Source organism: Bradyrhizobium sp. LLZ17 (assembly GCF_041200145.1).
Lineage (GTDB): Bacteria > Pseudomonadota > Alphaproteobacteria > Rhizobiales > Xanthobacteraceae > Bradyrhizobium.
The window spans coordinates 4,344,479-4,363,664 of sequence record NZ_CP165734.1 but is presented as its reverse complement, the minus strand read 5'-3'; the positions used below and the strand labels follow the sequence as shown (position 1 = coordinate 4,363,664).

The window sequence follows — 19,186 nt, the reverse complement described above, 5'->3', positions numbered from 1 at the left end:
TGCCTTCCAAGACGCAGAACAGCTAACCCAGATCGGGGAGATAAAACGTCTTGGGGGCTTTTGCTGCCTGGTCATTCTGGCCCTTCAATACGTTGGCGCGACGTGTTGCAACGGCTTTCCGAGCCGCCTCGCTCCGCAGTTTAGCTGCTGCATTCGCCGCGCGCGTGGCTGCAGCCTTCTTACCAGCATCTTTCATAAAGGCGTTTGTGCGCTTTCCCTTAGTTTCCTGCCAGTGTGCACGCTGTAGCTTCAGCGCATCAATCGAAAAGAGACCAACGTCATACATCCAGTGATGGTGATTGCACAGCCGCGCCAGATTGTCCGGTCATTATTGGAGGCTTGATGATCAAGGTGCGCAAGTTCCTGCCGACGGTTTGCAATAGACAGCAACCCGGGTATACGCCAGCCAGAGATCGTATTCGGTCTGAAATCGTCATTTCGGCTCGACCATAGACGGCGGCGTCTCAGCCGCGGTTATCTCTATTTCAGTCGCGGATTGCTCTTCGGACAACCGCATTTCGAAGTAATGCCGTTCCACCTCAGTTAATTCAGTTTCGAGCAGGCGCCGATATCGATCAATGTTGTTCCTATGCGTACGTAAACGAGCAATTTCTTCTTCGGTCATCGTCCATCTCCCCGACGGGCGTGGTCGCAATTACTTCCTCTGAAAACTGGTCACCAGCATGGCTTTGACGCTCATGGACCGCCCTTGGTCCAAAATCCGCATGTCATGAGGTCAATCCGAAGTAGATGTTCAATGCCCCTGCGCCTGAACCGGCGGCTTCTGCGCGCCCTGCACGCTCTGGCTCAGCGATGCCAGCGCGCTCTTCAGTTCGTCGGAGATCGGGCCGATGCCCTTGATATCTTCGAAACTTTCGGACACGCGCTCATTCGGCGATTTGGCGAACGGTTCGAAGGCTTGAGAGATGCGGGTTCCTACCCCAAGAACGGTGGAAGCGGCCATCGCTGCGAACAGGAGGATTGCGGCTGCGATGATGCCGATCGTGCTGATGCGAGCGATTGGCCGCGGCGACACGAGGAGGTCATTGATCATTGTCTTTACCTCACGGCGTATAGGCTTGCATCATGCCAATCGTCGCGAAGAAGCGGTAGATCGGAAGTCTACCATTAGGAGGTAACTCAAGCAGAGGCGCGTTCTTGTCGAGTTGCCGGGGCGCAGATCGCGGGTGCCGCGCAAGTGGGCGTTCTAGATTGGACTTACGAAGATGCCGCGGCAATTAGTGCGGCTCGCGATCATCAGCTATCTCGCGCGCTGCCAGATTTAGCTCCAGCTCTCTGAGGTGTTCGATCAAGCTCCACGATCTCCTCGCAGTCCGAATCAGCGAATGCACGCCACGCGACGTCAATTGGTTTTGGAGGATCGTCGCCATCATGGCTTTGACGCTCATGGGCCCTCTCGTCTGGAAAGCAGATCGTCATAAAAACACTCAAGACCTCGAAACTTGCAGATGTGCATCGTCCGTAAGATTACGGACAACGCGAGGCGGCGCTTCTTCGCGCCGCACAACAGGGTGATGTGTCGCGCGCGCCTTCTAGTCCATCGAGCTAATCCGCTGGCAGGACACGCCGGGCTATTGGACTCGACCGGATCAGGTAACGTTTTCGCAGGTAAGGCCAGGTAGGATCTAGCTTTACTGGCCGACAGGCTAGCCATGAGATCGCCATGACTTCACATTGCGATGCTGAATTAGCAGCTTTGGCTCGAGAGATCGCAGCCAAGCAACTTTCTGTTGGAACCCATACCGTCTTGATCGGGGTGCTCGAGCGTGACGGTCTCGCCAAGGAACGATCAGACGTAGCAATACAGATCGCGCGACAATTCCAGCTGCTAGAGACAAGGTGCACATCCCGATGAGCCTCGCTAGGGGGTGATCAAATGATAGAGCGTCGAAAGCTGGAGCGCACCGATGTTGACGAGATCGCCTACATTTCAGGCGACGGCGCCAGCTTGCGCTGCCGTGTGGTCAACATGTCGGAACAAGGGGCAGCAGTTGAGCTTCCGTCGAAGCGGCACGTGAACTCCACATTCAAACTAATGCTCGAGAAAGATCGTATCATCCGAAGTTGCCGACTGGTCTGGTCGAGTGGAAATCTTATCGGAGTCTCGTTCGAGGATCTTTGAGGCGGAGAAGAGGCATTTATGCCTCTGCTCTAGAATGGAATTTTCGCGGTGCTTTCGCTGTCATGGATGGGCAATGTCAAACAATAGACTGGAAATCCGTTCGTGGTCCCCCGAGGAAGAAGCGCAACTCCTTGCGCTACTCGACAGTGGCATGACTGCGAGCGAAATTGGCCAGCGGTTAGGCCGCACTCGCCTGGCGGTCTACGGTCGATTGCAACGATTCCATAAGCAGCAAGGCCGAGAAAGCCGCACTAGCGGACGTGTCTTCGCGCAGCGGGCCGGTTAGCCGAGACACCATCGATGCCAAGCACGACGGCTTCGCCGTCGAGCACGAAGCATCGATGCCAAGCACGACGGCTTCGCCGTCGAGCACGAAGCGCTTCTGACGGACCTTGCGTGCGGCGTCGACGATCGTGATAGCGGTCCAAGAAGCTTGCTTCATAAACGCGCGTTCGAACGCCACTGTTACCTTTTTCGTTCTCGGTAGATTTCTTTTAGCCACACCCAGGCACCGTGACCGACGAAGAAGTCATCCGTCTGCACGCCCATGACAACAACATCAGCCGCTATCGACAGCTGCTTAAGACCAATCTCTCAGACGTTGAGCGACGATTTTTGGAACAGCCCCTGAGCAAGGAGAGCCTGGGTCGTCCAGCTTCCATGCCAGACACTGGGCCCGGACGGCCCCGATTGGTTTCATGAAGTAAAAGGTGAAGGCTATTCGCCTCCGCTTAGAACGCAATGACGGACAGCATGCGTTTGATCACGGGGGCGCGGCTACAACTGGGCTGACCGATATCCAATCGTGGAAGCCACGCGAAGGGTCCGTCAGAAACAGTTCGTGCTCGATGGCGGGGCGGTCGTGCTCGGCGTCGATGGCTTCTCCGATTTCAACGCGCTGCACTCTCGCAAGCACGATCACGAAGTCCAGCTTTATGCCTTCGACGTGCTGGCGCTTGGCGGCGAGGATCTGCGGTTGTTGCCGCTGGAGATGCGCAAGACCAATCTGGAGCGGCTGCTGCACCGCCGGCCGGACGGCATCTTCGTGGCGCCGTTCGAGCCCGGTGCTATCGGGCCGGACCTGTTCCGCAAGGCCTGCGAATTCGGGCTCGAGGGGATCGTCTCCAAGCGGCGCGACCGGCGCTATATCGGCGGCCGGACCAACGAATGGATCAAGGTCAAGAACCGAACGCATCCGGCGATTTCGCGTGAGCTTTGAGATGGCCCACGCGCGCGGGGCAGACGCGCTCCATGCGGGCGAAGCTCGTTGATGTCGCCCCCGCGAGCGATCGGACTCCCGCCGCGTGATCGCCGTCAAGTGTAGGAGTCGGCCCACGAACCACCGGTCACACACGCAGTGTGCCGTCAGTCGATCGAGGCGGGTTTCTAAGACGCTAGGGAGGGTTTTTGGTTTGTATTTCCCTGCCACCGCTTGGAGTGCTCATGCTCAGCAATCCACTTAACCGCGTCGGCTTCCGTAACAAATCCCTTGATTGCTTCCGTTTCGCCATCGGGCCACAGAATATCGACCGCCCAGCCAAGTCCGGGATTCTTCCGAGCTATGAAACTTGGTCGCTCCTCGAGCATCCGCCGAATATGCGCCTATGGTGCCCAGGTTCAAGCCAGCTAACCTGCCGCAATCAAACGTATCCCAAACTGGCCCACGACGCGCAGTCGCTTGCGCGCGTTCCGCGCTCGAGCTCGCCATCGGACTGCGCTCAAGGGCACAGATCAATAAGCTACCATAGCTCTTCCTAAGGCAACGGTCGGGTGTTCGCCAGAGACGCCGGAGGCGTGATCGTCGATGTGGCGATACCGCCGTGAAAGGACTCACATGTGAATCTCTATTCGATCACTACCAATCAGACACCGATTGCCGTTCTCTTCCGCATCGACGACGCTACGCCGGCAAGCCGATGGCCAACCTCCAGCGCGCGTGGTCGAAACGCCGGCTTCTCCGACGCTGGCGCAGCACAGGCCCGCCGCGTTGTTGCCCGCGAAATATCCAGAGCCCGCCCGAATTGGTTAACGGATTGTTAATCGACGTTCGGCAGCCTTGCGTTCAGCGCTGCCGATCAGCCCCCCAGCCACGGTAGCGCAAGCGATGGCCGGCGGCAGTGATGCCTGCCGGCCATTTCGTTGGTGGCCGCCGCGCGGCCCCTCCGCAGCTCCGCCACGCCGTTCGCGGGGCGTGGGGACGCGCCGGGCATGAGGCCACAGCTTAGTGGCCACCGCCGCAACAATCCGTTCTGTCAAGCCAGAACGTCCCGAAAGATGTTTCCGAAAAAGGGCAAGTTCTTTCAGTGGTCGATCCGAAGCATCCGAAGGCTCTGCCGGCGATCCTACAGCGGATCAGACACCCGATGTTCGCCCTGCGCATTCAGGCGAAGCCAAGATGCTCTCAACCACAACCTGGCGGCAGTTCAGTGAGCGACTGCAAAAACGATTGTCCGTGATTGACCAGAGCAGTTATGGCTCATAACAATGTTTGTCGTGAACTAATCGCGCGATTAGGGTCCCGGTCCCTTTGTTATGAGTTTGGGGGTTCTAATGTCTGCTTTCCAAGCCAAGCTGGAGCGTTTTGAAAGCCTCGCAATCGAATGCGAGTTGATCGCCGCTCGATCGGGCGGAAGTGAGCGCGAGCTATACCAGAAGCTGGCCAAGCGCTACCGCGATCTGGCGCTAGACATGCGGACGTTAATCGCAACATTTGACGTCGCCGCCTAGGCTCTTTGCAAAGCGCTAGCCGTTATCATCGGCTAAGCGCCGCTCGACCTTCTTGCGGCTGCTTCCGACGTTCGTGACGCTTTCTTCACTGCCGATGCCGGACGCGTTCGAGATTAACGCGAGCCTTCCTTTCGCCTTGCAGCTCCCGCTGCCGCTGCGGGCGCGCTCGAGCGAGGTACGGGACCAGCTCAATGGTCTATCGGCACTATCTGCAGATGCTTGGCGAAGGGGGATGCCGGATCGGGACGCCGGGCGGGGCCTCGCGCGCGAACTCGCGCGCATGAATCTATCGCTGAATTTCTACACGCAGTGGTCCTGGAAGGTCGATCTCCACAATTTCATGAACTTCCTGCGCCTTCGGGCCGACGCGCACGCGCAGTACGAGATTCGGGTCTATGCGGACCGGATGCTCGAGGTGATGAGGAGGTGGGTGACGTTATCGTTGGACACGGCATATCGCTCCTTCGGTGGAGAAGTGGAGGCGTCAAGCACCCCACGATATGCCGCCTTCCCGATTCCCGCCGTGATGGGCGACCACACTCGAGGTTCGCCCGCGACCTTTATGCCCCTCCGTCATTGATCGGGCTACGACGCGCTTCTTAACGGCCAATTGGGGAAGCCGGAGCCGTCATGGTGCACCGGGTTTAAAAAGTAATCCCAAAGGGCTTGTTATCCTCGGTGAAAGAAATCAGGATTAGCTGACACTTGAGGCAATTCTTACCCGGAGGGCCGAGCGAAACGAGGTAGCAACCTCAGAGCTGGGCGACTTCCGCAGTGACTTTCAAAAACCACGCACCCACAGATTGGGAGGTAAGTTTATGAAGATCTTTGGAAAGCAGCGGGGCACCTTAGTTCCCATTCATGCGGACAACGCGAATACGCGAGACTGGCTCGTTCTGTTGGAAGCAGCCACGATTGTCGGCAACCAACGCGACAGGCTTAGAGTCGCCCTAACGACACAGGAGCGAAAGGTCGTTAAAAAGCGGAAGATGTTTCGAAAGACTGTGCACTTCCTGGTTGTGGATGGATATGACCCTCGAATACACGCACTTTATTTTTGTCCTCAGCTTTACAAGAATGAAGACGGTGAACTTGTCGCTTTGAGCGGACAAGAAATCGGACAGTTGATGGCGCAGGCACTTGAGGGAGGGGCGATCGAGAAACCGCCGTGGTACGCACCTTTCGACGGTGCTCCGCAGGAACCCATAATCAAATCCAGCCCTGAAATGGAGTTTGATAGCTTGGTTGTCGATGCGCCAAGCCCGAAAGTGAACAAACCGGCTGCATTGCGTTCGGTGACCGTTCCCGACAAGCAAAAGACCAACACCTGACTACGTCACACCGGTCAGCGGCAGCAAGTTATCAGCCAAAATCCTCCGCAACTTGCGCGATCCCGCGCCCCATAGCTCACTAGCTTCACATCAAGAGCGAATTCCCACATCGTCTCCAGAGATCGCCGCACGGCGGCGAGGCTCAAACCCGAAATATCTCATCAAAGACATAGCCAGCCTCCGTTTGGCGACGACCTTACCTGGATTGTTAGCGGTAAGAAGGATAGATTAAAACGGAGGACATGGTTAGCACGCATGCTGCGATGCAGAAGTGCTATCTCGCTGGCGTCCGTGACTTCGATGCTGCATCGTAGATCTCGATCTTCAGCATCGGATATTTGGCCAGCAACTCGGTCGCCCTTTCGAATGCGGCGGTCTCATCAGCAAATGCGGTCTTTATTTGCTCATCAACCACTATCGCATAACCGACTGCGGGTGCGAGATCAGCACGCTGTACTTGGCGTGTTGCGGACTTTCGACGTGAAGCTTTGGTTTGTTCATTCTTGGTTTATCCGGTTGGAGAACGCCCTTGCTGCTGAGGCTCTCGAAATTCGCCGAACTGGATGCTTGACGTTTCCCAACCGGCGTAAGCACAGACCACAAGGACAAAGACCCGAAATGCAATCGACATGCCGCCCCTTTCTTGTTGGCGACAACGGTACAAGCAAGCCCTTACGAGCAGCTTAGGAGAAACGGTTTGCGCAGTGGGGAGAGAGGGAGTCGGCGCATCAGTGCGTCGTTGACTGCTCCGATTCAGCATTCATAAATGAATTCGCTATCGTGACCAGATGCACAGCCGCAGTCCCCAGTTGCTCCATTTCCTTATCATCTGTGTAGCCAGTCGCAGCACGGCGGTATGCAATTGCGACCGTTGCGTAGGCATCCGTGATCAGTACAGCTGAGTGATCGTGCTCATCCTTTGCTTTCCGAAGACGAAATTTTACGACTTTCATGGCGGCCTCCGCAGCCAACTCAGCAAGGCTTCTCATTTTTTTGGCTCGGATCAGAAACTCCGGGCTGACACGCAGCCGCCGCCCCGGCGATCACCTGATAGTATTGCTGCTTTTGCAATTCGCTCGACGTTAGATAGCTCTGCAAGAGGCGACGAGCTCTCGTCTCTAGGTATCTCCGGTCGTCACGGATCTTTCGGTGATGGGAGTTGGACCAGCTGAACATCGTTCGCCTGTACTCATGCACGCCGGTGGAATTAAAGCGCAAGCGGCCTACAAGGTTCCATCCGGACCGGCTTGACGATCGATTGGGGAAAGGCCCCGAATGGTGGTGAGGGGCCGTTTTCACCTTTCGGCTAGGCCTCTCTCTTGACGAAGGTAATCAGAAGCAGCCTACCGCTGGTGGCCGAGCCCGATCCCGAGCTTCAGTGCCTTCTGTCGCAACGAACCTACTGATCTCTTCGTCAGCTTAGAAATCTTGGCGACAGGCGTTCGCGCTTTCGAATGAGCTCGCAGTTCCTTTACATCGGTCTTGGTATATTCCCGTCTCACCGTCTTCTTCGACTTCTTGGCCATTACGTTCTCCATTTCGATGGCCTTCTATCATACCAGTTTCGTTGAGCAACATGAGTTATCTACTCGGTTCAAAACGAATTCGGCAGCGAAGTAATCAGTTTCAATTTCTGCCCGACTGTTTCGCCTGGTACAAAGCCTTATCGCAACGTTCGAACAGGCCTCGTAGCTTTCTCCGGGAATGAATTCGGTGGCATACCGATTTACATGATGTTTTTGGCCGATAGCGTAAGGCGTGGGGTCGGAGACTATGAAGCGAAAACGTGAATTCATGATCAGCGAGCAACTCGCAGGCGAGATCTGGGATGCCGCTGGCCCTTTCGTCTCCTTTGAAGCGGCGTCGCAATACTTGGTTGGAGCACCGCCAGGGGAGTTTCTAATCACGTCCTGCTTCACGTCTGCTGGGACGAGACTGTGGCTCATCATCACGCCGCCGGGGGATATTGAAATCGCCTAACGGCGCAATAGGTCGATTGCCCTTTATCAGTCCCTCGCGAAACGCCGCGGCACTCGGGGCGATTTCCAATAATTGGCTCTCTCGAATACTTCTCATTTTAAGCTTCTCTTAACCGAGTAGAGGCATCATATTGCGTGTTTAGGTTGCCGCGTTGCGTAAGTCATTACCGGCGGAACTGGCTCTGGCGGCCCGCCAAGCGGTGAATTTTTTGTCTTCCCTGAACTGCCTAAGCTGCACGGATCGGACGTGATCCTCCTTCGGGTCCGGCCGGAGCAATCGCCACCTTTTGCTCGGAGCACCCAGATGAGCTTCGATAATCGCAACAACCGCAGAGTTGCGTTTGAGCATGAGCAGCCGGTCACGCTGATGGGTACCGATGGGACTTGGAGCAGGAGCTGGGTGCTGGTCGATGTGTCTGACACAGGCGCGAAGCTTCAAATTGAGGGATCAGCCGACGTGCTCCGCGCAAGGGAGTTTTCATGCTCTTATCCTCCACCGGGCTGGCCTTTCGACGTTGTGAGCTCATTTGGGTTGAGGGATCAAACGTCGGAGTGCATTTTATCAGCAAGGACCCTCGAAGAAACAAGCCAAAGCCTCAGGTCGAAAAGCAATCGGAGAGGTCCATCTGAATGCAGATGCTTCATTCCAGGAAGATTGACTCCATCAACGCTGACACTCTGGTCGAGTGCACTGAGCACGAGGTTTTATTTCGGCTTGAATGCGGATTTCTCCTTTATCTCACCGACGGTCGTCCAATCGGGCCGGCGCAGGAGCGAGATCACTTTTTTGGAAGCGCGCGAGGCACTGCTTTGGCTGAACGAGAGCGACGCGAGCCCCTGCTGGCATGCGGGCGTCGGCGGAGGTTAGCGGTGGGTCCTAAATATCATCCTGTTTCGGTCTCTGACGGTGCAAGCCTTACGAGTGCAGACTGGCTGCAGATCAACAAAATTCGCAGCGCCTATAACACTGGCGGGAGTCCTGCCCTCAGCAAAGCGCTTGATGATTTCTGCCAAAAAAATGCGATCGCTTATATTCGAGTGCTGAATGCCATTTTGCCCAACCAGATTTGCCAGCTGATCAAAGATGACATTCGGGAATCCTCTGCAGTACCCACAAATCGTCGCGCAGGTGGACGAAGATAGTTCGCGCGTCCTGCCAACTTTCATGTTTACAGCGAGGATTTGGTTAGACGTATCGGAACGTCCGTTCGAACCTTACAGGTCGCGTCACGGTTCGTGACCGGCGTGAGACTGCGCAGATGTGCTGGCAGTGCCCCGCGATTGTTGCGGCGCTTGCGCGCCCGTTCGGTGCGACCCGGGACAATTTGGAGCCTGAAGTGGCTCCGGGGCGGGCAACTTTCTGGCGGTCGCATGTTCCAGGATACTCGGTCTGTCCCGAGCCAGTTTCCGCGATTGCCCGTGCAATGAGGTCACGGTTTGGTCGTCACTCGGTCATTCACGCCGGTTTCGGATTTACTGGGATTACCTATAGTTTAAGAACGCGTCTGAAAGTCCTTCGGATCGAAATTGCGCTCATCATTGGCGATCTTCACGCGTTGACCAATGTTGCGGCCGGGGCCGAATGCATCTCCGACGACGGCGATCCGGACTGCGCACGCTTAATAGCTCGACCACTCTCCTTTTCGAAGGACCCAAATCGGACACGGGGCCTTGTGTGCTGACGAGGCGCCAAAAGAGCGACCGTGGCGAACGCCACCGACAGCCTAATTAGTTTTGACGTCGTTGAGACGCACAAGCGAGCGCATTTTTGTTGTTACGCTCTTAGGCTTTGGCCTTCTTTGCTTTCTTAGCGTTCTTGCCCTTGGTGCTCCCTCGCCTTTTCCTAAGCGAGGCCTGGAATTGGGGATCGAGAGCCACCGGCACTTGCGGCGACATTGCTTGGGTTACCAAAGTAATATGAGAAAAAGCTGTAGAACGATCCAGCGCCTTGTTATCAGGATCGCTCGGCTTCAACAGATACTCATCGGATTGCAAGATCGTCTGTGTCGTACCTTCAACGGAATCAACAACGATGGCAATGTAAGGATCGCCGTTTCTATTTACGCCGTTATTGATGGCGTTCCAAAGATAAGTCCGAAGCAATTCGTGGTTGGTGGGTTGAAGAACATATCCGAGAAAGTAGTCCCAGCGGGTCAACAGGTTCTTGTGAGCAGGATGATAGGGCGGCAAGAAAACCGATTTGCCTGTTGCATTGTTGCAGATCTGCTGGATCACAGGGGCATTGCCCGCGGGGGTTGAAAAGAGGCTATATAGCGCGCCGTCTCCTGCGATCGCTTTCTGGGTATGAGGCAAACTGTTTTTGTCGAAACATTTGGCATTGAACCACTGCAACAAACGCTGGGTGCCTTTGGTCTGTATTAGAGCCCCCATCTTCCCCTCCTCTTTGCTTGAAATGGTTTCAACAATTGAAAGTGCCAGTCGTAATACAAAGTTCAGAACGTGTCCAATGGAGTTGTAGGCCGATGTGTGTGGCGTTGGCTTGAGGTCACGCATGGCTTCCGTTCTTGTCTTTCGTAATCCCCTTGGGAGCTAGCAGCGCCGACCTCGCAGAACGGCCCGAAACCATCAAGACAAGCGCACCGAACGGCCCGTGGCCTGCGCTATGTCGACGTTAATCAATCGTTCGAACAGCGCGGCTCCAGTTTCTCGCATCAACGCTCTTGCCCGATCCAGTTCTTTGGCTCCCTCTACTTTCTCATCGTCATTGGTTGATTCCAGCAAGAGCTGTCCACTAACGAGACGAGCCAGGCATTCGGGAATGCGAGTGTGACGCTGTGTGGTCATTGCTATGGCTTCGCTCACAGTCTCGGAGGCCCTCACTGCGTCGCCATTCAGCCTGTATGCATTGGCCAGATCTGCCAAAAGCCGAGGTTCGTTTTCTAGGCCAGCCCTTCGCGATCGTGCAAAGCGGAGCGCCTCAGCTAAGTCCTCGATCGCTGAAGTGAATCTCCCGGCAACCATGTGCGATAGTCCGCGACACCCCTGGGCATAGACCCGAAGATAGGGATTGCCCGTTCTGGACGCGATGGAAAACGCCCGGTCAGCGTGCTCCTGTGCGAGAGCTGCATTTCCCTCGGCCCAAGCAAGATCCACATACGCTATGCTCGGAATGACGTGATGAAGAGGATCTATTTTACTGCTCTCCAGGCTAAGGATGCGATCCAGAAATGGACGGGCTTCATCGGATCGGCCAAGCATAACCAGCGTTTGGCCGCGCATCGCGATCAGCCACATATCAACGTCGAAGCCTAGCGTTTGGCGGTCGAACTTGCCAATCTCGTGCGCCTTCTCCATAGCTTCAATGTTCATCTGAAGCGCCTCGGACATTTTGCCCGAAGTTCGGAGCGCATGACAAAGAACAGCTTTGAGCGCGATTTGAACGCTGACGTCGCTGCCCTTATCCGCCATCGTTTTTGCTTCGAGCACCTTTTTTACGTACTCGTCAGCTGAACCGCCATTCGCGAGATTGCGGCCGTACGCAGCGTGAATGAGCGCATTTGCTCTCAGGTCCCCTAAAGCTAGCGCCAACTGCTTGGCTTCGTCGAAATAGAGCAGCGCTTCCTGGGCAGGAACGCCCTCCCGCCAAGAAAAGTTTACAATTTGACCAGAGGCCATCATTTTCAAATAGTCTACGGATTGAGATGAGGGCAAACCGGAAAGCAACTCACGAACTTTCTTCCAGCTTCTAAGAGCCTGGCTTGTGTCGTTCGTCCCGACCCAAACGGCGTAGCGCATGTTCTGTTGCGCTGCCTTAAGGTTTTCGCCCGCGTGTTCCAGGTGGTACGCCAAGAGAGAGGCCATCTGTTCCGCCCGATCCCTGAAAATAATTTCGATGGCTTTAGCGACCCTTGAATGAAGGTCAGAACGGCGTTCTTGCAAGAGTGATCGGTACGCGACCTCCTGGATTAGTGGATGCCTAAAGGCAAGAACCCGCCGTTCAAAAGGTGGCACATCGTAAATCAGCTCAGCTTGCCTTAGATGCTGAAACGCTTCTGACAAGTCGGCCTGCTCCAACCCCGCAACCCCATCAAGAACTGACATTGGAATCTCACGGCCAACTACCGAAGCTATCTCCAGTACTTTCTTTGCTTTCTCTTCCAGACGATCGATGCGGGCTGCGACGACGGCTTGCACTGTCGAAGGGAGCGGAATGCGATCGAGGCCGCCTTTCAGCCGATAAGATCCTCGCTCGCCTTCGAAGTCGCCTCGCTCGACGAGCGCCTTGATCAATTCCTCGAGAAAGAAAGGATTACCTTGTGCACGCTCGACGATGTTACGACCGAGCAACGCGAGCGACGTATCGCCACCGACGTGATCCTGGACCAGAACCGCTGCCTGGCTAGGGGACAGAGGCCGCATGTTGATCTGCCGATAATGCGATCGCTGCGTCAGGGGCGCCGAGAAACCCGGCCTAAAGTTCACCACCAACAGGGTCGTGGTACCTACGACGGCGTCCGCTAGCGCTTCGATGAACTCTTCGCTCGCCGCGTCGATCCAATGCAGGTCCTCGACGATAACGACGGAGACAGGTTGGCGGGGGGAGTGCGGCAATAATCTCACAAAGTCGAGGAGCTGGGTCTTCCTAGTCTTTGGATCGTGCTTTTCCGCCGGCCGCTGCGTATCGGCGAGGCCAAGGAACTCTAAGAGTATGGGGGTTAGCTGCTCGGAGACTGGCAGGGCGGTCAACTGGTCTTGCACCATACGGCGTGAAACATCCGCAGCCTGCTTGAACCGTAAACCGAAGTAATCTCGCATCAATTCCAAAACTGGCTGGAACGGCGTTGCGCGGCCGTGCGCCAGCACGCGCGCCTCGTAGACCCGGATGTCCCTGCCGCGACAATTCTCGGCGAACTCGAAACAAAGGCGACTCTTGCCGATGCCAGCCTCTCCGACCACACCGACGACATGACCCTCGCCCCTGATGGTGCTCTCAAGCTCATCAAGAAGGCTTTTGAACTCATCGGTTCGTCCCGTCAGCGGACTCAACCTGATCCCGCTGCGGAAAACCCCACTGGAGGGAGCGTGCTGCAGCCCTCTCACCTTGAAAACCTCGGTCGGGTTGGTGATGCCGCGCAGCGTACGTGGACCTAACGGCTCGGCTTCGATAAACTGCCGAGCCGCGGTGTAGGTCTCCTTGGACACTAGGATGACTCCTGCATCGGCCAGCTGTTCCAGCCGGTTTGCGAGGTGCACATTGGGTCCCGCGGCGTCATAGGTCTGGTAGATGTCGTGCTCTATCGTTTGGACCACGACTTCGCCGGTATGAACGCCTACTCGGATCTGCAGATCCGGGTCGCCGAGACGAGTTAACCCGTCCTGCATGGCAAGCGCAGCGAGGCACCCGCGAACAGCGTGATCCTCATGCGGCTGAGGGGCACCGAAGATGGCCATAACCCCATCGCCCTGCCACTTGTTAACTACACCCTCATAGCGGGTAACGGCTTCCTTCATTATATCCAGAACGGGCTGAAGACGTTTAACGCCCAACTCGGGATCGCCCAGAGTGTCGATGAGGCCGGTTGAATTGCGGATGTCCGCAAAGAGGATTGTGAGGCGCTTTCGCTCTCCACCCTTGGCATTCAATGCGGTCAGGACGTGCTGCCACGACTGGTTAGAAGTCTGTGAAGCCTTTGAGTTCAGCGCAGTGCTGCACCGTCCGCAAAAGCGAGCTGTCGGCCGGTTGAGATGGTGGCAGGCATTACACTCAATTCCAAGAGCTGCCCCGCACCCCTCACAAAATTCGTTTGTCGCCGCATTTTGGCAACCGCAACGCAAACACTGCATCAATGGGTCCTCAAATGCAGTGAGATGATAAACCCATTTGTCGAGTTATTCTATACCGCCGCTACAGGCTAAAGGCACCGCGAAGGCTGTTTCCGCGGAGAGCCGATGAGGCATTCTGGCCAGAGCCAAAAGCCTGAGTTGCTACAGTTCGCTTGATTTGTGATGCAAGCGCCAGGTAGTTCGGGGTATGATTGTCACATGAGCTTTTTAGACTGGCCCGCAGAAGAGGTGTTTCCAACCCAACGTGCCCAGTTGCGTCGTCGACGCGTTACCCTGGATCTTTTTCGCAAATTTCGTGAGGCGTTCCCGGAGATAACTTACGAATTAATTTGGCAGTCAGCGACAATCAACTCTCAAGCCTGGAGATTTGGTCCTCGACTCCACGTACTCGTTTATGGAGGGCTGGTGCGTTATCCGGGAATGACCCGTGCAGGCCTCGCGTTGGTGTTAGCGCATGAGACGGGTCATCATTTGGGTGGTCCGCCTTACGATCCTGCTTTGCCTTTGATTTCCTGGCAGGGTCAGGCTGATTATTGGGCCGCAAACGAGGGCATGACAAAAGTCTTCGGATTGGAAGCGAAGAGGCTCACCCTGCGAGGCGCGCGAGCCATCTATGATTTGCACGCAGCCTTCGAGGGGCGCTCGCAGGAAGACGAAGCAGATTTGGCCGCAGATTGCCGACGAGAAATCTTCTTGGCCGCAGCAAGTGGACAAGCAATGCCAGAGTGCGCCAAGCGTGCTCTCTCGCATTTCTAGGTCATCCTACGGCAGAGCGACGTAGTCACGCGTCGAAGCGGCGCTCAGCGCATGTGCCGCTCGGAGTTGGTGAATCCGTGTGCTTTTCGGCCTCGGCGCGATCTTGAGATCAACCGTTTGACGGGTATCGAGATGGCAATAGCCGGGCATTGAGCGCATGTCCGAGCGTGGCGTGGCGCATCGTTGAGCATCGAGCCTGCACTCGGGCATGACGTTCAAGAAGAACAAAATCGTCTTCAGGAACTCCTGCCGATAGGACTTCGGGTTGCCGGTCGGGCTCATCTCCGTTTTTATTGTTCCGGGGCGGACGAACGGGTGCGCCACGATCAACTCGCCCGAAGTACAGGGGAGCCGCCAAAGCGAAGTCAGTGATCGACGACGGGTGGATGGACCCAGTGTAGATGGCGCGAGCCTCGCCGTCGGGCTTGGGCCAGCGCGAGCAGATCGGTGGGCGCGGTGGCGGGCGCGTTGATGGGCTATACCGCAGGGCCCGCAATCGCACATTCCCTGGGGGGTTGGGCATTCGACATCGCGATCCAGCGCCCGGCGTGTAACACAAGCCAGCGCCCCAACCCGGGAAGCTGCTGCCAAGGTAAGGCCACTGCTGGTTGCCGAATTGTGCCGCCCGTTGCCAAAACGCGCGAAATCGTTGCCTCAAAAACCGCACGGCCTGTTCAGGAACTTGATTAAGAGTGCTAGTGCCTGCTGGGCGGGCGGCTGTAAAATTCCCTCGCGCTGCTCAGCCAAAGTACGTTATCAGCCAAAATCCTCCGCAATTCTTACAATCGCCCGCGACGGCGCGCCATAGCTCACTAGCTTCACATCAAGATCGCACTCCCGCATCTTCTCCAGAGATCGCCGCATAGCGGTGTTAATCCAGTCGTCATGATTGCCGAAGGCACCCCCGCCAAGTTGGGTAAGCAGAACGACATTCGACGCGCCGCGTTTGGCGTTCAGCAAGGCGGCCGACATGGTGGCTTCGTACGCGGCGTCCAAAACCAGTGATGCGAATGCCGCCCAGTGGGCAGGCGGCACACGGGTGTAGGCCACTGGGATAGCCGAACAAAAAATTTGCGAGACCATCGGCTGACGCTCGCCTTCAGTGTCGGTGACCTCCACGTCGCGGTGCAGTCCGACGCAAAGCTTGCCGCGCAAAATATCGAGCTGCTCTGGTTGCAGCGAGCCAAGATAATCAGCGATGCTGTCGAGACCGGCTCGGGTGCATAACGCGTAGCCGTTTTTCATTTCCCAAAGGCGTTTGACCGGCTGATTCAAGGCAGCCGCTAATGTCCCGCCGAGATCGGCCAATCCGTCGAGCTGGCGTTCGGTGGTCTGGCCATGACTGCCGTTTACCGGCACGAAGTAGTTGCGGTAGATTGTGGCGGCGCCTGCGGCGATCGCGCACGCCGGGCCTTGAGTGTGGTCGTTTTGGTAACCGGCGACGCCTTGCTCCGGTGTCACCGTGGGCGAGACCATCTCGAGCAAGTTAAACTGGGACGCCACTTGGAATAATGCCCTTCTGTTTTCGGGCGATCTATGCATCTGTCGCACGTCGCCGGTCACCACACTTACCTTGAGCTGCCCGGGTAGTCCGCCCGCGGATTTCACCCTTTCGCGCAGGGATTTCAAAGAGACCAATTCTAGGTCTCCGATGCCATAGTCTTTGCCGTTGACCAGGGATCGCAGATGAGTGCCTTCGACCTTGAGTTTGGCGCGGGTATTGTCGTAGTCCGTTTCTCGAAAGCCTGTAAGTGCTTCAAACCAGTCCATTGATCACTCCTGAGATCACTTGTGAGCCGCGCCAATACTTTTGACAAATCTGTCTTGATCGTTAGTCTCAATGGCTCCCGGTCGTACCGCGCGCACATGTTCGATCGCCTTCGTCGGCTCCATGCCAAGTTCGATCAACAGGCGCGCTGCTATCGTGCCAGCACGCCCAAGCCCCCCGCGGCATTGGACCAGGACGTCGAGCCTTCGCCGTAGGATCGAGCGCAACTCTTCACCAGCCACGGCCCATTGCCCCTCGAATCGCTCGTCAGGAATCGACACGTCAACAATTGGAAGATGGAACCACAACATGTTCCGCCGCAATATTTCCTCGCCGAGACGTTCCACTCTCAGCAGCACCAGCTCCTTTGGCTCCAGAAGTGTGACAACCGCGGCTGCTCCCCAATCGCGGGATCCCGTCGAGATCAAGCGCGAGATCGCGAACCCACTCACCGGTCATCGCGTGCCGATCACACTTTCCTGGGCAGAAAGTGATTCCAACCCTTCCCAATTCGGGCCCAGCACTTACGACCGCGATCTGCAGGGGGTGCGTCAAAGAGGTTTTTTTCATTTAAAATCTCCATTCCTGCCGGGGCGCACGGTGGGGTCGAAAAAGTGGGATGCAAGGCGCCCCCCCAAAACCCCGCGCGGATCGACCAATCATGAAGGCTCAAAAACGGCACGGACAAAAGACAGATCATATTGGCGACCGAACTAAACTGCGCCGCATCAGACCGAGCAACCTTCTGCAATCCGCTTTTGAACGCGGATTACAGTCGCTGCGTGCCAATTCCCACCGGTTGGCGTGGCTATCTTGCGCTCATTCAGTGCCGTGGCGATAGCTCGCGCGGATCGGCCCGTGAGTTCGGTGAAGATCGGACGCAACTGCTCAGCGCGTTCCTTGGCCTCGTCGCGGTTCTGGATGCCCTTGGCGTTCAGCCCGCCCAGCTTGACACCCTGGGCTTTCTTGGCCGCCAGCGCGTCCCTGGTACGACGAGAAATCATCGCGCGCTCTTTTTCAGCCAACGCGGCGTAGAGATGCAACATGAACGGGTCGGCGTCAGCGCCCAACTCTGCGGCGATGAACGGCGTCTTGTGCGCCATTAGCCCGCTAATGAAGTGAACGTCTCGGCTCAGCCGATCGAGCTTGGCAACAATAATCGGCGATTTGAGCTTCCGAGCCGCCTTCAGCGCCGCCGCGAGTTGCGGTCGGCGATCGAGGGCATCCGCACCCTTACCGGTTTCGACCTCCTTGAAGGTCTGGATTAGGTCGTAGCCCTCGGCTTCGGCGAACCGGGCCAGCGCCGCTTGCTGGGCCTCGAGTCCAAGGCCCGATTTCCCCTGTCGCACGGTCGAAACGCGAATGTACGCAATTGCGGTCTTGGTCATGAGACTATAATCCTAAAAGGTACAACACGGCAACCGGCGTTGGCGTGTCTCAATCGTCGTAACATACTGTAATTGAATGACTTTTTGTAAGATTTTTACCAGCTAGGCGAGGCCTTACAAGCCCCCTCGGGGCGGTGGCAGATTTTCGGCGGAAGTCGCAAAAGCAGCACCTGCGGGGGGCCGCCGCACCGGCAGGAGGCCTCTGGCTGGCGACGGCCACTTGGACCGGGCCCGGAGGCCGGTTGCTGGCGCCACTGGCGCTGCAGATCCCGAGGTTGCCCACGTGGGCCTCGCGGCCGAGCCAGACGCTGTATGGGGCCGATCCGGCTCATCGCTGCAGCGCCGTCGTTACCTACTCTTCCGTTTGTCGCTACACCCACTCCAGCAGCACATGACCACGGCGTCCGCGAGGTTGGGACTGCGCGTGCCCCCAGGCTGCTTGTCGATCACGAGCCGCATGCGCGTGCCCTTATCGTTTCTATATCTCACGGAAGAACCATGACGTCTCAACCCGGTTGTCGCTGGACGGCTAGTGAAGATGCATCTTGCTACCACCGGGATCGCCCGCCGTTGAAGTAGGGATGCTCCCAGAGAGACCGGCCTTGGCCGGGCTAGGGTCCGCTGACCCATCCCGTCGAGCTATCATATCCGTGCCCGCGCGAGGCCAGTGCTTCAACCACGCCTGCTACGCTGTTGGCCAAATCGTCGTGCGCACCCGGTGCGTGGTCAATGCTGTCCTTGCCACCACGTGCTGTGCGCCGCTCGAGGCCGACAATCTGCGCAACAAGTCGCGCGTCTTCGAGCGCGATTGTCCCACGCCCAAAGAGTCACCCCGTCAAGACATGAGAATTGCAAGCCAAGGAGGCGTCGATATCGATGAGATTGCTTCGATATTGACGCTCGCCAATCTAGCTCATGCTTCCCGGTATGAAGCAGCGGATTCCCAGACCATCTAGGCTATTCAGCGGCCAAACTATTGTCCGACCGGCGCGGTTTGATCCCCTGATTACTGCATCATCAGGAACGTCGATCCAATCGCCGTTTAGTCGGACGCGATAATGCCCGTCCCTGGAATCCCAATCCGAATCGGCCACTGCCTCTCCGTCGGTATCCGAACAACACCGACCCTTGCCGCTGGCCAGCTGCTCAAACCACTCTTTAAGAGAAGAGCTGGCATATCGCCCATCTAAGTCGCGCGCACATCCATCGTCCATCAAAAGCGCTGCTATAATCACGAGAGCCAATTGGTGCGTTATGATTTTCATGCAGCCATCTCTCTTTTGGGGCAT

At 56.7% G+C, this 19,186-nt stretch carries 20 protein-coding genes and 2 pseudogenes; 7 read left to right on the top strand and 15 right to left on the bottom strand.

The window, feature by feature from the left end:
* Window positions 1–22 precede the first annotated feature (22 nt).
* From AB8Z38_RS21035 to AB8Z38_RS21020, 4 genes are all read right to left on the bottom strand, one after another.
* Window positions 23–286 (bottom strand): hypothetical protein, encoded by a 264-nt coding sequence (locus tag AB8Z38_RS21035; protein WP_369719752.1) that lies wholly within the window; start codon window positions 284–286, stop codon window positions 23–25.
* A 147-nt stretch (window positions 287–433) separates the two neighbouring features.
* Window positions 434–625 carry a hypothetical protein gene (locus AB8Z38_RS21030; RefSeq protein WP_369719751.1) on the bottom strand — a complete coding sequence of 64 codons (192 nt, stop codon included), beginning with the start codon at window positions 623–625 and terminating at the stop codon, window positions 434–436.
* Between the two features lie 129 nt (window positions 626–754).
* Window positions 755–1,054: a hypothetical protein gene (locus AB8Z38_RS21025; RefSeq protein ID WP_369719750.1), complete on the bottom strand. Its 300-nt coding sequence runs from the start codon at window positions 1,052–1,054 to the stop codon at window positions 755–757.
* A gap of 184 nt (window positions 1,055–1,238) precedes the next feature.
* Window positions 1,239–1,409, bottom strand: a complete 171-nt coding sequence (locus tag AB8Z38_RS21020; protein WP_369719749.1) for a hypothetical protein — start codon at window positions 1,407–1,409, stop codon at window positions 1,239–1,241.
* 488 nt (window positions 1,410–1,897) lie between these two features.
* Between AB8Z38_RS21020 and AB8Z38_RS21015 the strand changes: the two genes are divergently transcribed.
* Window positions 1,898–2,143: a PilZ domain-containing protein gene (locus AB8Z38_RS21015; RefSeq protein WP_369719748.1), complete on the top strand. Its 246-nt coding sequence runs from the start codon at window positions 1,898–1,900 to the stop codon at window positions 2,141–2,143.
* 178 nt (window positions 2,144–2,321) lie between these two features.
* On the opposite strand, the gene AB8Z38_RS21010 is transcribed toward AB8Z38_RS21015, so the two are convergent.
* The gene (locus tag AB8Z38_RS21010) at window positions 2,322–2,606 is read right to left on the bottom strand and encodes a hypothetical protein (RefSeq protein WP_369719747.1); all 285 of its coding nucleotides are present in this window, start codon (window positions 2,604–2,606) and stop codon (window positions 2,322–2,324) included.
* Between the two features lie 342 nt (window positions 2,607–2,948).
* Between AB8Z38_RS21010 and AB8Z38_RS21005 the strand changes: the two genes are divergently transcribed.
* The 4 genes and pseudogenes from AB8Z38_RS21005 (at window position 2,949) to AB8Z38_RS20990 (ending at window position 6,201) form a co-directional block, all read left to right on the top strand.
* A complete protein-coding gene (locus tag AB8Z38_RS21005) occupies window positions 2,949–3,362 on the top strand; it encodes a DNA ligase (protein ID WP_369719746.1) in 414 nt (137 codons plus the stop codon).
* Between the two features lie 1,331 nt (window positions 3,363–4,693).
* On the top strand, window positions 4,694–4,870 hold the full coding sequence (locus AB8Z38_RS21000; protein ID WP_369719745.1) for a hypothetical protein: 177 nt from the start codon (window positions 4,694–4,696) through the stop codon (window positions 4,868–4,870).
* 94 nt (window positions 4,871–4,964) lie between these two features.
* Window positions 4,965–5,243 (top strand): annotated as a pseudogene (locus tag AB8Z38_RS20995) (FAD-dependent thymidylate synthase); the annotation flags it as partial.
* Window positions 5,244–5,688: 445 nt separating this feature from the next.
* A complete protein-coding gene (locus AB8Z38_RS20990) occupies window positions 5,689–6,201 on the top strand; it encodes a hypothetical protein (protein ID WP_369719744.1) in 513 nt (170 codons plus the stop codon).
* A gap of 728 nt (window positions 6,202–6,929) precedes the next feature.
* Here AB8Z38_RS20990 and AB8Z38_RS20985 read toward each other — a convergent pair.
* Window positions 6,930–7,154 (bottom strand): hypothetical protein, encoded by a 225-nt coding sequence (locus tag AB8Z38_RS20985; RefSeq protein WP_369719743.1) that lies wholly within the window; start codon window positions 7,152–7,154, stop codon window positions 6,930–6,932.
* A gap of 390 nt (window positions 7,155–7,544) precedes the next feature.
* Window positions 7,545–7,727: a hypothetical protein gene (locus tag AB8Z38_RS20980; protein WP_369719742.1), complete on the bottom strand. Its 183-nt coding sequence runs from the start codon at window positions 7,725–7,727 to the stop codon at window positions 7,545–7,547.
* Between the two features lie 1,083 nt (window positions 7,728–8,810).
* On the opposite strand from AB8Z38_RS20980, the gene AB8Z38_RS20975 reads away from it, so the two are divergent.
* Window positions 8,811–9,323, top strand: a complete 513-nt coding sequence (locus tag AB8Z38_RS20975; RefSeq protein WP_369719741.1) for a hypothetical protein — start codon at window positions 8,811–8,813, stop codon at window positions 9,321–9,323.
* Window positions 9,324–9,962: 639 nt separating this feature from the next.
* Here the strand turns inward: AB8Z38_RS20975 and AB8Z38_RS20970 are convergent.
* Both AB8Z38_RS20970 and AB8Z38_RS20965 read right to left on the bottom strand, forming a co-directional pair.
* A complete protein-coding gene (locus AB8Z38_RS20970) occupies window positions 9,963–10,694 on the bottom strand; it encodes a hypothetical protein (RefSeq protein WP_369719740.1) in 732 nt (243 codons plus the stop codon).
* 72 nt (window positions 10,695–10,766) lie between these two features.
* On the bottom strand, window positions 10,767–13,784 hold the full coding sequence (locus AB8Z38_RS20965) for an adenylate/guanylate cyclase domain-containing protein (protein ID WP_369719739.1): 3,018 nt from the start codon (window positions 13,782–13,784) through the stop codon (window positions 10,767–10,769).
* Between the two features lie 399 nt (window positions 13,785–14,183).
* On the opposite strand from AB8Z38_RS20965, the gene AB8Z38_RS20960 reads away from it, so the two are divergent.
* Entirely contained in the window at window positions 14,184–14,741 is a 558-nt protein-coding gene (locus AB8Z38_RS20960; RefSeq protein WP_369719738.1) for a M48 family metalloprotease, read from the top strand.
* Window positions 14,742–14,747: 6 nt separating this feature from the next.
* Here the strand turns inward: AB8Z38_RS20960 and AB8Z38_RS20955 are convergent, their stop codons facing one another.
* The 6 genes and pseudogenes from AB8Z38_RS20955 to AB8Z38_RS20930 all read right to left on the bottom strand — a co-directional run bounded on the left by AB8Z38_RS20955 (window position 14,748) and on the right by AB8Z38_RS20930 (window position 19,111).
* Entirely contained in the window at window positions 14,748–15,065 is a 318-nt protein-coding gene (locus tag AB8Z38_RS20955; RefSeq protein WP_369719737.1) for a hypothetical protein, read from the bottom strand.
* Window positions 15,066–15,497: 432 nt separating this feature from the next.
* Window positions 15,498–16,511, bottom strand: coding sequence for a hypothetical protein (locus tag AB8Z38_RS20950; protein WP_369719736.1), 1,014 nt, complete (start codon window positions 16,509–16,511; stop codon window positions 15,498–15,500).
* A 15-nt stretch (window positions 16,512–16,526) separates the two neighbouring features.
* Window positions 16,527–16,937, bottom strand: a complete 411-nt coding sequence (locus AB8Z38_RS20945) for a hypothetical protein (protein ID WP_369719735.1) — start codon at window positions 16,935–16,937, stop codon at window positions 16,527–16,529.
* 300 nt (window positions 16,938–17,237) lie between these two features.
* Window positions 17,238–17,897 carry a recombinase family protein gene (locus AB8Z38_RS20940; protein WP_247474846.1) on the bottom strand — a complete coding sequence of 220 codons (660 nt, stop codon included), beginning with the start codon at window positions 17,895–17,897 and terminating at the stop codon, window positions 17,238–17,240.
* A gap of 611 nt (window positions 17,898–18,508) precedes the next feature.
* Window positions 18,509–18,700: pseudogene (locus AB8Z38_RS20935) on the bottom strand (hypothetical protein); the annotation flags it as partial.
* Window positions 18,701–18,805: 105 nt separating this feature from the next.
* Entirely contained in the window at window positions 18,806–19,111 is a 306-nt protein-coding gene (locus AB8Z38_RS20930) for a hypothetical protein (RefSeq protein ID WP_369726556.1), read from the bottom strand.
* Between the last annotated feature and the right edge of the window lie 75 nt (window positions 19,112–19,186).

Excerpts from the sequence above, each read along its gene's own strand:
- AB8Z38_RS20985 (WP_369719743.1), bottom strand. The coding sequence starts at position 7,154 with ATGAAAGTCGTAAAATTTCGTCTTCGGAAAGCAAAGGATGAGCACGAT.
- AB8Z38_RS21020 (WP_369719749.1), bottom strand. The coding sequence starts at position 1,409 with ATGAGCGTCAAAGCCATGATGGCGACGATCCTCCAAAACCAATTGACG.
- AB8Z38_RS21035 (WP_369719752.1), bottom strand. The coding sequence starts at position 286 with ATGTATGACGTTGGTCTCTTTTCGATTGATGCGCTGAAGCTACAGCGT.
- AB8Z38_RS20975 (WP_369719741.1), top strand. The coding sequence starts at position 8,811 with ATGCAGATGCTTCATTCCAGGAAGATTGACTCCATCAACGCTGACACT.
- AB8Z38_RS20940 (WP_247474846.1), bottom strand. The coding sequence starts at position 17,897 with ATGACCAAGACCGCAATTGCGTACATTCGCGTTTCGACCGTGCGACAG.
- AB8Z38_RS20950 (WP_369719736.1), bottom strand. The coding sequence starts at position 16,511 with ATGGACTGGTTTGAAGCACTTACAGGCTTTCGAGAAACGGACTACGAC.
- AB8Z38_RS21030 (WP_369719751.1), bottom strand. The coding sequence starts at position 625 with ATGACCGAAGAAGAAATTGCTCGTTTACGTACGCATAGGAACAACATT.
- AB8Z38_RS21000 (WP_369719745.1), top strand. The coding sequence starts at position 4,694 with ATGTCTGCTTTCCAAGCCAAGCTGGAGCGTTTTGAAAGCCTCGCAATC.
- AB8Z38_RS21025 (WP_369719750.1), bottom strand. The coding sequence starts at position 1,054 with ATGATCAATGACCTCCTCGTGTCGCCGCGGCCAATCGCTCGCATCAGC.
- AB8Z38_RS20970 (WP_369719740.1), bottom strand. The coding sequence starts at position 10,694 with ATGCGTGACCTCAAGCCAACGCCACACACATCGGCCTACAACTCCATT.
- AB8Z38_RS21015 (WP_369719748.1), top strand. The coding sequence starts at position 1,898 with ATGATAGAGCGTCGAAAGCTGGAGCGCACCGATGTTGACGAGATCGCC.
- AB8Z38_RS20930 (WP_369726556.1), bottom strand. The coding sequence starts at position 19,111 with ATGGACGATGGATGTGCGCGCGACTTAGATGGGCGATATGCCAGCTCT.
- AB8Z38_RS20980 (WP_369719742.1), bottom strand. The coding sequence starts at position 7,727 with ATGGCCAAGAAGTCGAAGAAGACGGTGAGACGGGAATATACCAAGACC.
- AB8Z38_RS20960 (WP_369719738.1), top strand. The coding sequence starts at position 14,184 with ATGAGCTTTTTAGACTGGCCCGCAGAAGAGGTGTTTCCAACCCAACGT.
- AB8Z38_RS20990 (WP_369719744.1), top strand. The coding sequence starts at position 5,689 with ATGAAGATCTTTGGAAAGCAGCGGGGCACCTTAGTTCCCATTCATGCG.